Here is a 15,449-nt window from a genome sequence, read left to right on the forward strand (position 1 = left end):
TTTAGTTAGTAATCCGACTGCCCTTTTCCTTTTTTTCGTTTCTTTTTTCTTTTCAGCTGAGAGGGAATAAAATCAGCGGATAACTCGGGCTGCAGCACCGAATCAATAATATTCTGCAGCTCGCCTGCAGAAATAAAAGAGGGTTGCGATGGTTTGTTTTCAACTACATTATCCTCAAAAATTTTAACGACGGCAGTACCGGTGCTAAAGCTTTTGATACCGCAGCGGTTTTCTATGCCGGAAGCTGAGTAAGGCTTTCCTAGAGAGCTTCCGTTAAAAACACATTTTGTTTTATGGTCTATATAGGTTAAGCCATATAGAATCCCCTTTTCATTTCTTCGTTCGGCAGTCTTGATTCCATCTACGATCAGAATTCTGTCAAGATCAGAAACGGACTTTATCCTGTTCTGCATAAAGGCGAGATCAACCGCATTTTTTACTCTTTTAATATGGGGATTTCGTCCGGAGTTATTTGCTGCAAATTTTATTTCGAGGTAAGCAAGGGTAGGTTTCATGTAAAAGCTGCTGGCTTTTAAGGGAACACCCACAGACTGTTTTTTATCGTTCAGAATCTGGTAAGCCAGACCTTTATGAAAAAACATTCTTGAATCTTTGCTGCCCTGCACAGCGGTAACATTGTATAGATTCAGCACAGCATTTAATTCTCCTATAGTGGTGTATTTATAATTTGGAATTACTGCGTTTAATACAGCGGCAATTGCTTTTTTTGTTTCAGCTGTTCCGTATTCTATGACACTGCTTTTTGCAGGTTTTATATTTAAGATTTTTTCCTTATGGAAGCCCTGTGCGGGAACCAGATTGTATGCCTTTTCAATTTCCTTGCGGGCTGTTTCAGATTGGTTTCTGCCTATATTGTTCATGTCAATCCTCTTTCCGTCTGATTTTACTTTTACAGAAACGATATGGATGTGCGGATGTCCTGCATCATGATGCTGGTAGACCAGATAAGGCTGGGATCCAAATCCGATTTTTGCCATATACGAATGCGCAATTTTCATAAGTTTTTCTTCTGATAGATTATTTTCCGAGGAATCAAAATTGAGTGATATGTGCACGCTTCCGCGTTTAACATTTGTATTTAATTCGAGCTGTTGTAAAAGGAGTTTCAACCTTGAGTCCCTACGAAGCTCGGAGGCTTCAATTGGATAATTTCCTTCTCCTATAAGTTCTGCTTTTCCTGTTTCGATTTTATTTTCATTATAATTGAAAATGCTTCTGACTGATGATCCCGTGTTTATGACTGCAACCATTTTTCAGCAAGATTTCGGATAGTCATTCTAATATCTTCAATAGAACTGAAAAGTATTTTTTTATCTGTTTCAAAGCTTTGAATCCACATTTTGAAATCAGAAATCCGTGAAAGTGAGTGCAGTTTTTTTACAGCCTGATTAAAATTGTTTCCAATGGGATTCAGCTCTGATCTGAGCCTTGCTAATTCAGATATCATCTCATCAAGAGATTGGTTTCTGTATTTTAAAACAACAGGTTTTTTGAGCAGATTTTTACGGGCAAAATCACTCAGTTTTGGGCAGAGGGACTCTGCAAAATATTTCTGAAGCAGTTTATATTCCTGCTCACTGAGCCTTAGATGGAGCCATCTTGTTCTGTTTTTTTTCTCGTCTTTCATCATTTTCCCTCTTCATTCGACATTATAAATCTTCCAGTTTTCACTGCCAGCGAGTTCCGAGCAGAGAGGCAGCAAGATATCGGTTGTGATACAACCGGACATCTTGCAGATTGCAGGAACGCGGCAATCTTTATGAGTCTGAATAAAAAACTCAGACTGCATTCAAATACTCAAACGAATGTATAAAGGAAAAACCAATTCATCCCATCATAGGTAAATTTTGCTTATGATGATTAAAGCTGCCATTGCTACCTTTAAGCTTTGATTTATTAATTTAAAAACGCTGAAATTATGAGTACGAAGAATTATGCAGCCAAGGTGTTCGATACTGTATTGAGCATACCTGGCATGAGTGAACCGGTGAAGATTGATCTGAAAATTTCGCGCAAAAATGTACTGCTGCTGTGTCACTTTATAGACAGGGGAGTGCTGCTTGAAAAAGATGAAGGAAGTCTTATGGGAAGCATAGCAGAGGAAGAACTAGTAGAACTGAAAAATGTTTCACAAGAGTGTCTTCAGAAGGCGGGGCTTGTAGAGCTTAATCAAAAGCTTTTGACTTTTATTGACGATGTAAAACCTTAGCTAAAGAAGACTTGGAAACTGAAATGCTTTATGGATTTATTAATCTGTAAAGCATTTTTTGTAATGTGCAAATCTAAAAGTTTAAATTGGTATGGTTTTGATATCTTTTGGTTTATTTTTGATGTTTTTTCTTTCAAATTGCTGATTTACATTTGTATATGATTTTTACTGATTATTAAAAGAACTTTTACAAGTACATTAAATGTAGTCAATATGAAATGGAATATCAAATCAAAGTCTATTATTGTAGAAATTATTTGTCTGCTTTTCGTGATGTTATTTATTTATGCTGCGGTAAGTAAGGTGCTTGAATTTGATCATTTTCAAGTTCAACTAGGACAATCTCCCCTATTAAGTGCTTTTGCATCATGGATATCATGGGTTGTACCATCAGTTGAGATTCTAATTGCTGTAATTTTACTTTTACCACAATTAAGAAATATAGGTTTAGCAGCTTCATTAAGTTTAATGACAATGTTTACAGCGTACATTTTTATAGTACTTCACTATAGTTCATTTGTTCCCTGTTCCTGTGGTGGTATTCTTGAAAAAATGAGTTGGAATGTACATCTAATTTTTAATCTAGTCTTTGTTTTGTTCGCTGTCATAGCAATTATATTAAATGGCAAAAATCTGTATAAGGCTCATTTTAAAATCAGATATTTTAACTTTAAACTGATCTTTTCAATAATAGTGCTAAGCGTTGTTGCCGTCGCTGTATTGTTTTTATCATCAGAGGATATAATTCATCAAAGAAACCCATTTGTACGAAGATATCCTCCACACCCTACCGTATTTGTAAAATTAGAAGATTTAAAAGTAAACTCGTACTATTTTGCAGGCTATTCAAGAAGTCGATTATATCTTGGTAATAAATCGAATCCACTACATGTTTTGTCAATGGATGCTAATTTAGAAAATCAAGAAGCTAGGACTATTATATTTGATCCAAAAAAAATTCCATTTAGAGCAGTGGTTATTTCAGTGAAGGACGACAATTTCTTCCTTTCCGATGGAACTGTGCCTAAAATCTTCCGTGGAACCTTAGTTGATTGGAAAGTTAATAAAGAACTTACAGGGATTCCACATTTTACTTTAGCAATTCCAATTGACAGCAGCACTATAGTATATAGATCAAATATCGGGAAAAATGCAGTTAATGTTTTAGGAATTTTTAATAATAATGGTAAGCCTAAAATAAAACAGAATAAAGAATTACTTCAGCAGCAAGTGGATGGAATTTTTGATACAGATGGGACTTTACTGTATAACGAACAACTTCAAAAAATGGTATATCTATATTACTATCGTAATGAATTTGTCGTGGCGGATCAACAATCTGTTTTAAAGTACAGAGGCAAAACAATTGATACAATTAAACATGCAAAAATTAAAGTAGCCACATTGGATAATGGCAAACAGCATGTTATGTCTGCTCCGCCCTTTGTTGTAAATTCATCTGCTTCTGTTTATGGTAATTTACTTTTTGTTCATTCACGGGTCAAAGGTAAATACGATAGTGAAAAGGTTTGGAAAAACTCATTTATTATTGATGTATATGACTTAACTAAAAAAACATATTTAATGAGTTTTCCAGTTTACCGTACTGGAGATAACTCGCTTAATTCTATATTGGCAACAGATAAATATTTTTTTGCCTTAATAGGAAAACATCTTGTAGTGTATGAGATTGAGGAAATTTTGAGAAAAGAGATGACTATTTTAAAAGAATAGTTTTTGGAATAGAAAAATATACGGGCCTGTATCAGGAATTAGATCGAACACCTGTAGAAAAAAGTAGATCACCCTATAATTAAAAAATTAATATTATGAAATCGCTATTTTTAAAAAACATGGTACCCATTGCGGTAGTAGCTTTTGGAATTTCAGGAGCGTTTTTGACAACATCCATGCAGAGTGCTTCTAAAAGTGAATCTGCTCCAAAAGTTGGTTATCTTAGAAATGCTGATAATTCATGTCAGCAAACACCTGTAAATTGCGATGATACACCAAGTCAATTTGTGTGTCGTCTAAATATTACTTCAGGTCCACAAGCCTATGATAAGGACGCTGATAATAATTGTATTAATACATTATATCGTCCAAATTAAGGATTGTTTCAGTGCGGTTTCATTTTGAAACCGCATTGTTTTACTAGGTGTGAGTTCTAAGATTTTTTTAGGATTTTCATCAGAAATAGAAAATAAAAGCAAATTGCAATCTGACTTTATTGAAAATGTAAAACTGTTTTATTATAAGATTATGAGAACACTTTTGTTTCAGAAACTTTTATCAATGTTGCTGATTATTTTGGCAGTATTAGGCGCAGTAGCAAATACTTCAATCCAAGTGATGGGAAAAACAGTTCCTGCTACAGTGATTGGTTACATTCAAACTCCAGATGGAAAGTGCTTGGACGTACCTGTAAAATGCAGCGATAACCTTAGTCCTTTTTTATGCAGGCTGAATGTTACTTCAGGACCAATAGCATATCAAAAAGATATTGATTATACTTGTATTATTCCCCTTTACCGTTTTGAATAGCTATTTGTTTTTGAATAAAGCAATCAAATGTGATTGCTTTATTCAAATCAAATAATTTTATCTGGTGCCGTTTTCGATCCATGAAATAGAAGATTCTTGCTTTAGGAAATGATTAAACCAGTCCAACATTCTCAATGTTGCATCTTTCTGATTTAAAGAATTTAATAATAAATGATTCTCATCAGGATACTGTATAAGAATACATTTCTTTTGTAATCTGCGAAGTGCTAGATAATATTCAAAACTTTGATGAGTGTCTACAATTTTATCTTGTTTGCCAGTCCATAAAAGTACGGGAGTATTTATTTTATCAACATGCATAATTGGTGAATTCGCAATATATGATTCTGGTATTTCATAAGGGCTTTTTTTCATTCTCCATTGCTCATTATTAAAGCGCCACATGTCAGGTTTTCCAGAATTTTGACTTACAGTATGATAAAAGCTGATGAGATCTGTAATTGCACCACTTGCAATAGCAGCGCTGAAAATATTAGTTTGGGTAATAATGAACGATACCTCATACCCTCCAAAAGAATGACCCGCCAAACCAATTTTACCGCTGTCGATATTTTTCTTCTCTATTACTTTTTTTGTGCCGGATACTACACAGTCAACAGCAGAAATTCCAGGATTTCCATTTTCATGTAATATGTCGGGCATAAAAACAAAATATCCATTGGTGGTAAAGATAGTTGAATTAAATCCATTTTCATTTAATAAGGTTGGATTAACATATGTATTCAACTCTTTTGATTTGATCTCGTAGATATTTACAATCATTGGATATTTTTTTTCTGGATCGTAGTTAGCAGGATAAAATAGGGCTCCTTTTAAATTCTGACCCTTTGAATTTTTGTAATGAATAAGTTCAGAACTTCCCCAATAATATTTCTGTTGGTGTTTATTGCTACTAAAAAAAGATATTTGTTTAGTTCTATTTTTCATTATTAGACAAGGAGACATGTTATAATTTTGTTCTCGATAGAAGAAAACTGTTTTATCAGAATTATAATTTATTTCATCAACAAAGTTGTTTTCAAAGACTATAGATTTTTCTTCTGAATTTTTTTCTAAAGTAAAGTATCCTGTTTTATAATCTTCACCTTGTGCCTTTAAAACTAACTTATTGTTAAAATCGAAAAGACTAGATGTAGGGCCATTATAACTGTATTTGATTCCTTTTTGATCTGGAGGATCAGCAATTCTAAAACGAATTTTGAGCTCCCTGCCATGCGTTAATCTTCTGAAAGATCCTTCACTTGGATTAATAGCCCAAATATCAAATTCATCATAAATGAGAATTTCTTTATCATCTTTACTCCAACCTGGACTTCCACATGCTGATTCTGAGCCAAGTAGATTTTCTGTTGCTGTAAATTTTCCATTAATGAGCCTAGTTACATTTTGATGTGTATTGTTGGAAATATTATAAACCCACCAGTTATTATCTTTAAAATACGCTATGTATTTCCCAGAAGGAGAAGGAATGATTTCACCTCTAAAACTTGACTGTCTTTTGATGAAAAGTTTCTTCTGAAATGTGTGGAGATTCATTAGATAATAATCTCTAGGGCCTTCATCTTCAAACTGCGGTTCATACTCTTTTGGATTAGATAAGACAGCGTACTTAAAGTCTCCAGTAAACATCACATATGGAAGGATTGCTGAAGTAATGCGGAAAAAAGTTTTTCTAATGGGTTCCCAGCATGCAATTATTGGCTTGCCTTCAAAATTTCCTCTCTGTTTATCCTGACTTAGAATCCATTTATCATTAGCATTCCATATTTCTACATTTTTATTCTTTTGCGTTGATTCAAAGTTTGAAGGCGCTATATATAATAGAACTTTCTGCGAGTCATCTGAAATTTTTAGATTAAAAAAAGAATCGTATTTTATACGGTAATTGGATGGGAAATCTGGATCTTTTTCTGGATCTAACTTTTCGAGATGGTCTTTCTCGATTGAATAGTAAAAAAGACCATCTATCAAAAGATCTGGATTATAAGCAATAAAAGCCAGAGAATGTCCGTCCTTCTGCCATGTAAAGCTATTAAATTCATTTTCCGAGTTTGTTAAAATAAATTTGGATTTATATGTTTCTTTTAAATTTACGAGTAAAATTGAGTTCACTTTTAGTGTAGAGGAGCAGTAAAGAAGTTGATGGCCATTTGGGCTTAGGGAAAAGCGTGAAACATCGTTAAAGATAATCGATTTTCCATTTATAAAATTGCGAACGACTAAGGTGTTTTTTTGATTCTCTGAGGTAACTAAATAAATTAATTGGTCAGTTTCTTGACAGTATTCAAATTGTATCACTGCTGAAATAGTTTCCTGTTCTCCACTAATTAAATTTAGTATTTTAAGATCTCGTCCGCTCTGGCAGATAAATACTTTTTTTTTACTAAACCTGCTATTGTATCCTCCTGCAAAGTTGAATTTTTTTTGTGTATCAATTTCTTTAACAAATAAAGTGTCAACTTCATTTTGATATGTGGTTATGTAACTAGCCCATTTGCCGTCAAAACTGATCTTGTCCAGATGTGAATCGCTCCACAGGTCATAGTCAGAAGTAGTTAAATTCTTTTTTTGCACCACCTGCCCCCAACAGGAGCAGGTTACTAATGGCAAAATAAAAAACAAAAATAAAACCGAGATACAGGAAAAATATTTAAATATTTTTCCTGCTTTATTATTGGAAGTCGGGATTAGCATGAATTTATATTTTAATATCCTGAGTTTTGTGGTAATAAATTAGGATTGGTATTTAACTCTGTTTGGGGAATTGGAAACAAACTATCTGTTGAATCCCAGCCAGGTTTTATGTTGCTTAATGTTACATCAAGTTTTCCAAAGCGTTTGAGATCAAAGAAGCGATGCCCCTGTTCTGTAAATAATTCGGATCTCCGTTCATTTTGAATTGCATCAAGAATTTCTTGCTGTGTCGAAGTATCTAAAATATTTATACCTGCTCGTTGTCTTATCTTATTTAAATCGTCAGTAGCTCCATCCAGATCCCCTAGGAATGCTCGGGCTTCTGCCCTAATTAAGAACTGTTCAGATAGTCGCATTATAATGGAAAACTCTTTTGATGTAGAAGTTGTGTTTTTTTCTTTATACTTAAATGCATGATACCAGAATGATGTGCCATTTGTTATCTCTTTTGTCCAATTCTTTTTACGGAGATCATTTTTTTCAAATGAATTAATTAGACTGTTATTTAATGATACCTGTGGTGGGGGACCAGATGAAAAAGAGAAAAAAGCAGCTTCCAGTGTATTTTTTCCAGCTTCACCTGCATGTAGTTGCCATATGGTTTCTTTGGAATTGATTAAAAAAACACTCGAAATATCTTCAAGATGGTAAAATTGAGTAAGATTTAGAATTGCGGAGGAAAATTCTTCTGCCTTAGAATAAGATTGATCATATAAATAAACTCGTGCCAATAATGCAGTAGCTACTGACTTGTTAGGACGTACACGTTGTGAATCATTATAACTTACAGGTAAAAAATCTAATGCTTTAAGCAGATCATTTATTATAAATTGATATACTTCTTTTTTTGGAGTCCTGCTTACAGCTTTGTTTACTCTGAAGTCAGTTTTAGTAATATAAGGGATATCTCCAAAAAGATTTACAATGTAAAAATGTAGAAGCGAGCGAATGAATAGTGACTGTCCTTTTAGATATTTTTTCTGCTCGTCGTTAAGAGAACTGCTTTTTTCTATACCTTCCAAGATAGCATTAGCTGCATAGATTTGATTATAAGCAGTATTCCAGTACTCGGCAATTGAGGTATTTGTAGCGAGTAATGAATTATTATAAAAAACTAGACTAGTATTATTTGGATTTTGAGTGCTGGTTAATTCATCTGCATAATTTCCTAGCTGATTAGAAATTCCATAACCACTCCCAGATAGTATGCCTTTATCTCTAATACTGGCATAAATATTTGTAAGGGCAGCATCAGCAGTAGCATAATCATTAAAAACCCCAGTGCTTGTTAATTGAGATTTTGGAAGTTCTACCTCAACAAATGAATCACATGAAATTACTGCAATCATTAAAGAGACAAACAATATAAATTTGAAGATGTAATATGTTGTTTTCATTTTTTTTAGTTTAAAATGTGAGTTGTACCCCTAATGTTATCACTTTTAACGGTGGAAGAAATCCATAGCTTGTAAATTCAGGATCACCATCTGTATATTTGGTGAAAGTCAATAGATTCTGTCCTTGTAAAAAAAGTCTACACTTGACAGGACTCAATTTTTGAGGAAGATCATAAGTAAGAGATATATTTTTCAGACGAATGAATGAGGCATCTGTTATTGACGCATCACTCTCTGAGAATAAATAGTCGCGGGTCAATACTTCATTGTTGTAACCTGTCGTAGCGAGCTGATAAGAGGCAGTATCACCCGAATTCTGCCAAATGTTTGCAGTACTCTGCCGCTGATTTGACATAAGCCCTAGAGGCCCCATCGGAAAAACTCTATTTTTTTGTTTGACAAATTGGAACAGAAAATCTATAGTTAGATTTTTGAAGTAAAATTGATTTTGAATGCCACCGTAATATTTTGGATTTAAATCAGCTATATATTGCCGATCTTCAGGGAATGTAATTTTACCATCTTGATTTAAATCTTCAAACTCATAAAGACCTGTCTGTGAATTTACGCCCTTGAATTTATATAATAGTGCAATATTTAATGGATGGCCAATTCTGTACTGTTGACTGTATGGAGAGCTTTCAAGTCCAGGGAAATCAACTAGTCTAGTTTGCGAAAAAGATAGATTTAAATTGCTTGTCCATTTTAAAGAATTGGATTTAATATTTGTTGTTTGTAGTGTAACTTCAATACCAGTATTAGCTACTTTTGCATTAAGATTTGACTGTAATATATTAAATCCAGTTGTTCCTGGGAAAGGTATACCTACTAGCTGGTTTGATGATTGATTTTTATACCATGCTGCGGTTGCGAAAATTCTGTCTTGAAAAAATCCCAATTCTAAAGCGATCTCTAGTTTTTTATTAGTCTCCCACCCAAAGTCTGGATTATATAGCCGGGAGGGTACAAGACCTATACTTCCCTGATACTTTAAACCTGACGAAGTGTAAGTGTCTAAAAATTGATAGTCTCCAATTTGGTCATTTCCCGTTGTGCCATAGCTTGAGCGAATTTTTCCAAAACTAAGCCATGATAAGTTTTGCATAAAATTTTCCTTTGAAAAAAGCCAAGCTAAACCTGCAGCACCAAAGTTTGCGAATTGATTGCCTGGCCCAAAACGGCTTGATCCGTCTCTGCGACCTGTAATATTTAGAATGTACTTTTGGTTTAGGTTGTAATTTAATCTGCCAAAAAATGCTTGATATTTATAATGAGTTTCATCATTTAGAAGTACTCTCGTTGTTGATGCGGCTGCAATATTATATATTAAACTGTTAGAACTGAATCCTGAAGCAGAGTAGAAAAATCTGTTCATTCTTTGATTCTGAAAAGTTGCTCCAAAGAGAATGTCTATTTTTCCGTAGACAATTTCTTTACTCCAATTAATTTGCGGTTCAGCAATCCAGGATAATCGATCAGTATTATTTAGATATATAGATGAAGTTAATGGACTTACGTTATAAATAGGATTTGTAATTGTGGATGGTATTATGCGAGTTTCCTTATTATCTAAACTTGTAAAGCCTAAACTTGTTTTTAGGAAAAGGTCTTTAGTGAGTTCATATGACAACATGCAATTTGAAATAAGATCATTTGTTTTGGCCTCAAATTTTGAATTTAAAATAGCAATTGGATTAATCCACGTGCCATTTTCCCAATTTAAATTTCTATTGGAGTCATACAATGCAGGAGCATTTGGAGGTAATGTACGGGAATCATATGTGAAATCGGTAGTTGGCAGATTATTATCCAGCAAATTGTAACCTGCTGAAAATATTAGTTTAAATTTTTTATTTTCAGATTGATGATTTAAATTAAACTGTATGCCTCCTTTTTTGTAAATTGAATTTCCTGGAAAAACAGTGGTCTCAGTGTGATGACTTCCACTGAGAAGAAATTGAGTGTTTTCCGATCCTCCCGAAATTGATGCTTGAATATCATATATTTGAGAAGTTCCACCCTGAAGTTTTTTCTGCCAATTTGTAGATCGATTCTGATTCCATGCGCCGTTAACATCATAGTCAGACGAGCCAAACTGAATGTTATCATTTTTAAATGCCTGTCTACGCATTTCAAGATACTGTTGGGTATCCATTAGTTTTAAAAATTGTGTTACTCTACCTGCTCCGGTCGAAGCATTGACAGTAAAGGCAGTCTTTCCCTTTCTACCTTTTTTAGTTGTTATTAAAACAACTCCATTTGCTCCTCTTGATCCATATATTGAAGTTGCATCTGCATCTTTTAAAACTTCAATGCTTTCAATATTATCTGGATTGATGCTATTTAAAGGACTGCTCAAAGTTGGGAAAATAGTCCCAGTATAGTATGATCCTATTGCGTCAGAAGCGTAAGGAACTCCATCAATAACATACAAAGGTGAATTTGCATCATTGCGAAGACTATTTTGGCCTCGAATTTTAATGTCAAAACCTCCGCCTGGAACCCCAGTTGTCTGTGTTATATTGACTCCAGCCATTCGTCCTTGCATTGTCGCTAGTACATTTGTTACAGGCTGGGTTTCTATGTCTTTGGAGGTAATCCGGCCAATACTCCCCGTACGGTCACTTTCCTTTACGGAATAGTAACCAGCATTTACCCGGACCTCCTGTAGCGTAGTTGTATCATACTCCAGCTTAATGTCAATTTTAGTGCTGTTATTAACTGGAATAAATTTAGTTTTGAATCCTATAAATGAGACAATCAGGGTGTCACTAGTTAAGGCATTAATTGTGTATTGTCCATTATAATCTGTGATGGATGAATTATTAGTTTTACCCTTTATCGAAATTGTTACGCCAGGCAGTGGAGTTGAACCATCGGACACAGTTCCGTGTACCTTATTTTGTTGAAAATATACATTACTATGCCGATCTAGTTCACGGCCAAATGATGATGAAAAAGAGATAAGAAAGCCCGTAAAAATTAGGCAATAAAGTCCTTTTCCATCCTTGAAGAATGAAAAATAATTCATAATATTGGTTTTGGTTAGTTAAATTGATTTTGATTAGCTAAGGTCCTCTCCGCTAGTTTGGTCGCTGCCGTTGAGGGCCATTTTTTTGCTTTGTACTAAAAGCAATTAATTTTTTAATTCACAGGCATTATTATTTCAGATTAGTGACTAGTACTGCGATAGAAACATAAAGAAAGATTTGCAATGAATTAAAGAGGAGTTAAATAAAAAAGGCGTGGAACTCATCTTAAACGCTATCAAGGTACTGGTATACCCACGCACGAATAAGTGAGCCCACGCCATAAGACGTGAGCATCTTACTTATCATCTCGTGCGTTAAAAATTACCAGTTTTTGATAACGAGATTCAAAGCGAATGCTTCAATATTTTTTAATGAAGGATCGCAAAATTACATTTTAATTGTAATTATTTTACAAATATAACAAAAAAAGCTATTGGTATGATATATCATACCAATATTTTTAAAAATAAATCTGAATTTTAACTATTCATAAAAAGAATGGTGTGACTGAAAAGGAAAAGCTAGGGGAAGAATTTAAAAGACTGCGTGAAAATATTCCTAGCAAAGAATATAAAGGAAAACCTATATCACAGCAAGAACTCGCCGATCATAATACTGGAGTAACAAAACACTTAATTGGTACAATTGAAAGAGGAGAAGCTAATCCAACCTTAGAAAAAATTCTTTATTTAGCTAAATCATTAAATATTAAAACTATTTCAATTTTAAATGTAGATATAAATGTTGAAAAGTTTATCAAGGAGATCGGTAAAGAATAGATTAGTATATTGTTTAGAATCTCTCTTCTGCTACTTAAAAAAAAGTCCCTCTAAATTCAGAAGGACTTTGTAAAATAATTATTTTTTTGATTCTTCAATTGAAACTTTTCTAAACTCTTTTAAAAGTTTTTCAATTTCCAAAGATGATTTACGTGCTCTAGCTCCAGCAGCTTTAACTCCTTTTTCAGAAAGAGAATCAGATTCAGTTTTGAATGTTTCAATCTCTGCATTAATTTTTGCGATTAGATCTTTCATATTGTCATGTTTTTTTTAATTACGGCAGCAAATGTAATAGTTTCATATTATAAGCAATTAGATAAAATGATTTATTTACTTATTTGTTCAATGAAGAAATTAACAGGCATTTGAGTTTTTTGTTTGAATGCTAGAGCAAATTGCTGCGTACTGCTGAAGCCAGCCTCTTCGGCTAAAGCCGAATTACTATATTTTCTGGCCATTTTATCTTCGTTAAGTAAATTTATAATATAATTTATCTTTAAATCATTAATGTATTCAACAAAGCGTTTCCCTTTATAGTGAGAAATTACTTTATAGAGATATTTTGAGTTGGTATGTAGCATTGAAGCAACCACATTGAGGCGAAGATCTTTTTTAAGAAACTTTTTGGAATCTTCAAAATTCTGTAATGCAATTAGAATAGAGGCAATTGTCTCCAAAGGTATATCAATTGTTAATGCTTTATCTTTCGCCGATTCTTTTGTATATTGAGGTTTTGTGTTTAATTCAAGCATTAGTTCATCAAATTTCTTTTTATAAAACTTTTTATTCTTTTGATGCCTATAGTTAAGGTAAAAAGATACAGTAAAAAGCAGCAATATAATAGTGCCAAAAATTAGATCGTAATGTTTTTCTTTTGCTAGTTCTTTATGAATCTGTTTATTTTCAGTTTGAATTTTTTCTTTCTCGATTAGCAGTTCTTTCGTATCATAGTTCTTATGTATTTTAGTAACCAAATATTTATAGGTGTTATTTAGTACTGTATCAGCACGAAGTAGCTGGTCGATGTAATATAATTGCTTATCAAGATTTTTTTTGTTTTTGTAATAAGTGATTAGAAGCTCGTATGCTTCGCGAAGATCAGGTCTTATATAATTTTTCTCTTGAAAAGCAGAGTCAACTTTTAGTAGATAGGGAAGTGCCCGATCTTTATTTTTCACTGCCCAAAAGCTTTTTCCAATATAAAAGCAACCTACTGTTGCATTAGCAAAATCTTTATTGTCTTCTATTTTTCCAATAACAGATTCTAATTTAGATACAGCTAAGTGATAGTTCTTTTTAAAATATTCATTAATTCCATCAGAATGAATGAAATAGATCTCCATGTCAGGAATTTCCATTGATCTGCCTTCTGTAATGCCTTTTCTATTGATATTAGTACATAGTCCGTAATTTCCAATTCTATTGTAGCATACTCCAATTGAATGAAGTGTATTTAAGTAAGCTGTGTTATTTTCATTTTTGAAGAAGTTTAGACAATCACTAAACAAAGAAATAGCTTCGTCATAAAATCCAAGATAGTATTTGATTTGAGCCATATGATATTTAACCTTATTGATAAGGTATTTATCTTTTGACATGGAGATATAACTATTTGCCTTAATGTAATTTTGGAAAGCATTCTCATAGTCTTTACGACCATAGTAAACAATTCCTTTTGAAAGAAAGGATGAACCAATCAGTGTTTTGTCATCTGACCTTTTAGCGGTGTAAATCATGCTGTCTGCATAAATTAAACGCAAATTATCAGGTGACTGATGAAGAATGTTCTGATATGCATAAATTGTCTGTTTCCAGTTTTTCTCTCTTTTGGCTTTACGCAAATAACTAAAGAGGTAAACAGATGCTTTCGAACTGTCTTTTCGATATTTGTATAGTTGATCGTCTAGGTAAGTGTAACTCTTATTTTTTAATGAATCAGTTGATTTTAATTCTCTTTTCTGTGCAAAACCGAAATCACAAGAAAAAGCACAAAGCAGCATTACAAATAATAGATTTTGTCTCATACGGGCGATATTTTTAAGAGATATTTCTTTGTGATACAATGAATCCTGAAAAAAAGTTGCCGCTACAGGATTATTTTGCTAAAGCCAATTGTAAAAATAAACTAAATAATTGAATGTTAAGGAATTGTTGTGTTAAAATGAAGTATGGATTTCCATGAAATCCATACCATAATTTCATGGAAATCCACACATAATGGTTTGTGGAAAGGTTTTTAACGAAATAGCTTTGTTTCGAATTCAAAGGCAAAATGTTCAGCAGGGTGCTGGATTAAAGTTCTGCCAATCCGGATGAAATGGACTGGGAAAATTCCCGCTCACCATCAAACTATTAAGAAATGAAAAGTTTTTTATTAATGACCATGACCACTTTTTTGGTACTATCATGTTCTGATGACCAAGATTATAATTCTGAAATTGTGAACAAGACCGTTCCACAGGCAAATGAAAAAGTAATGAATGCTTTCAATGAATTTAATCCTTTTGAACAGACAGGGATTAATTTTTTCAATGACCTGAATTTATATATTTCTAGCAATGGATATCCAAGTTCTGATGAAAAGTTAATTGATCAAACATTCTTTTTGCTTGCTAAAAGAGGTGATAGCAAAATATCAGGCAAAAGTATAATTACAGTTACACCGGAACTGATACTTTTAATTTTAGCGGATCCCGAAGGAAAACTAGTTGAAATTATAGATGACTCTGATTTGAGTATTGCAGTTAAAACT

General features: G+C 33.2%; 13 protein-coding genes. 6 read left to right on the forward strand and 7 right to left on the reverse strand.

The window, feature by feature from the left end; genetic code table 11:
• Positions 1–5: 5 nt before the first annotated feature.
• Together ACE01P_RS11250 and ACE01P_RS11255 are read right to left on the reverse strand one after the other, a co-directional pair.
• Positions 6–1,271 (reverse strand): relaxase/mobilization nuclease domain-containing protein, encoded by a 1,266-nt coding sequence (locus tag ACE01P_RS11250; RefSeq protein ID WP_379697552.1) that lies wholly within the window; start codon positions 1,269–1,271, stop codon positions 6–8.
• A complete protein-coding gene (locus tag ACE01P_RS11255) occupies positions 1,256–1,651 on the reverse strand; it encodes a plasmid mobilization relaxosome protein MobC (RefSeq protein WP_379697555.1) in 396 nt (131 codons plus the stop codon). Before ACE01P_RS11255 ends, ACE01P_RS11250 begins: the two co-directional genes overlap by 16 nt.
• A 288-nt stretch (positions 1,652–1,939) precedes the next feature.
• Here ACE01P_RS11255 and ACE01P_RS11260 point away from each other — a divergent pair, with 288 nt between their 5' ends.
• The 4 genes from ACE01P_RS11260 to ACE01P_RS11275 all read left to right on the forward strand — a co-directional run bounded on the left by ACE01P_RS11260 (position 1,940) and on the right by ACE01P_RS11275 (position 4,774).
• Entirely contained in the window at positions 1,940–2,230 is a 291-nt protein-coding gene (locus ACE01P_RS11260; RefSeq protein WP_379697558.1) for a hypothetical protein, read from the forward strand.
• 213 nt (positions 2,231–2,443) lie between these two features.
• On the forward strand, positions 2,444–3,964 hold the full coding sequence (locus ACE01P_RS11265; RefSeq protein WP_379697561.1) for a MauE/DoxX family redox-associated membrane protein: 1,521 nt from the start codon (positions 2,444–2,446) through the stop codon (positions 3,962–3,964).
• 95 nt (positions 3,965–4,059) lie between these two features.
• The gene (locus ACE01P_RS11270; RefSeq protein WP_379697563.1) at positions 4,060–4,341 is read left to right on the forward strand and encodes a DUF6520 family protein; all 282 of its coding nucleotides are present in this window, start codon (positions 4,060–4,062) and stop codon (positions 4,339–4,341) included.
• Positions 4,342–4,525: 184 nt separating this feature from the next.
• Positions 4,526–4,774, forward strand: a complete 249-nt coding sequence (locus ACE01P_RS11275; RefSeq protein ID WP_379697566.1) for a hypothetical protein — start codon at positions 4,526–4,528, stop codon at positions 4,772–4,774.
• Between the two features lie 57 nt (positions 4,775–4,831).
• Here ACE01P_RS11275 and ACE01P_RS11280 read toward each other — a convergent pair whose 3' ends face one another.
• The 3 genes from ACE01P_RS11280 to ACE01P_RS11290 form a co-directional block, all read right to left on the reverse strand.
• Positions 4,832–7,405, reverse strand: a complete 2,574-nt coding sequence (locus tag ACE01P_RS11280) for a prolyl oligopeptidase family serine peptidase (protein ID WP_379697569.1) — start codon at positions 7,403–7,405, stop codon at positions 4,832–4,834.
• Positions 7,406–7,500: 95 nt separating this feature from the next.
• Positions 7,501–8,886, reverse strand: a complete 1,386-nt coding sequence (locus ACE01P_RS11285) for a RagB/SusD family nutrient uptake outer membrane protein (protein WP_379697572.1) — start codon at positions 8,884–8,886, stop codon at positions 7,501–7,503.
• A gap of 10 nt (positions 8,887–8,896) precedes the next feature.
• The gene (locus ACE01P_RS11290) at positions 8,897–11,917 is read right to left on the reverse strand and encodes a SusC/RagA family TonB-linked outer membrane protein (RefSeq protein WP_379697574.1); all 3,021 of its coding nucleotides are present in this window, start codon (positions 11,915–11,917) and stop codon (positions 8,897–8,899) included.
• 504 nt (positions 11,918–12,421) lie between these two features.
• Here ACE01P_RS11290 and ACE01P_RS11295 point away from each other — a divergent pair.
• Positions 12,422–12,697 (forward strand): helix-turn-helix domain-containing protein, encoded by a 276-nt coding sequence (locus tag ACE01P_RS11295; RefSeq protein WP_379697577.1) that lies wholly within the window; start codon positions 12,422–12,424, stop codon positions 12,695–12,697.
• 78 nt (positions 12,698–12,775) lie between these two features.
• On the opposite strand, the gene ACE01P_RS11300 is transcribed toward ACE01P_RS11295, so the two are convergent.
• Together ACE01P_RS11300 and ACE01P_RS11305 are read right to left on the reverse strand one after the other, a co-directional pair.
• On the reverse strand, positions 12,776–12,952 hold the full coding sequence (locus ACE01P_RS11300) for a histone H1 (protein ID WP_056253890.1): 177 nt from the start codon (positions 12,950–12,952) through the stop codon (positions 12,776–12,778).
• A gap of 71 nt (positions 12,953–13,023) precedes the next feature.
• Positions 13,024–14,760, reverse strand: a complete 1,737-nt coding sequence (locus ACE01P_RS11305) for an AraC family transcriptional regulator (protein ID WP_379697580.1) — start codon at positions 14,758–14,760, stop codon at positions 13,024–13,026.
• Positions 14,761–15,056: 296 nt separating this feature from the next.
• Here ACE01P_RS11305 and ACE01P_RS11310 point away from each other — a divergent pair.
• Positions 15,057–15,449: hypothetical protein (locus ACE01P_RS11310; protein ID WP_379697583.1), on the forward strand; the 393-nt coding region annotated here is incomplete at its 3' end.

It is taken from the genome of Flavobacterium sp. HJSW_4 (assembly GCF_042436695.1).
Classification (GTDB): Bacteria; Bacteroidota; Bacteroidia; order Flavobacteriales; family Flavobacteriaceae; genus Flavobacterium.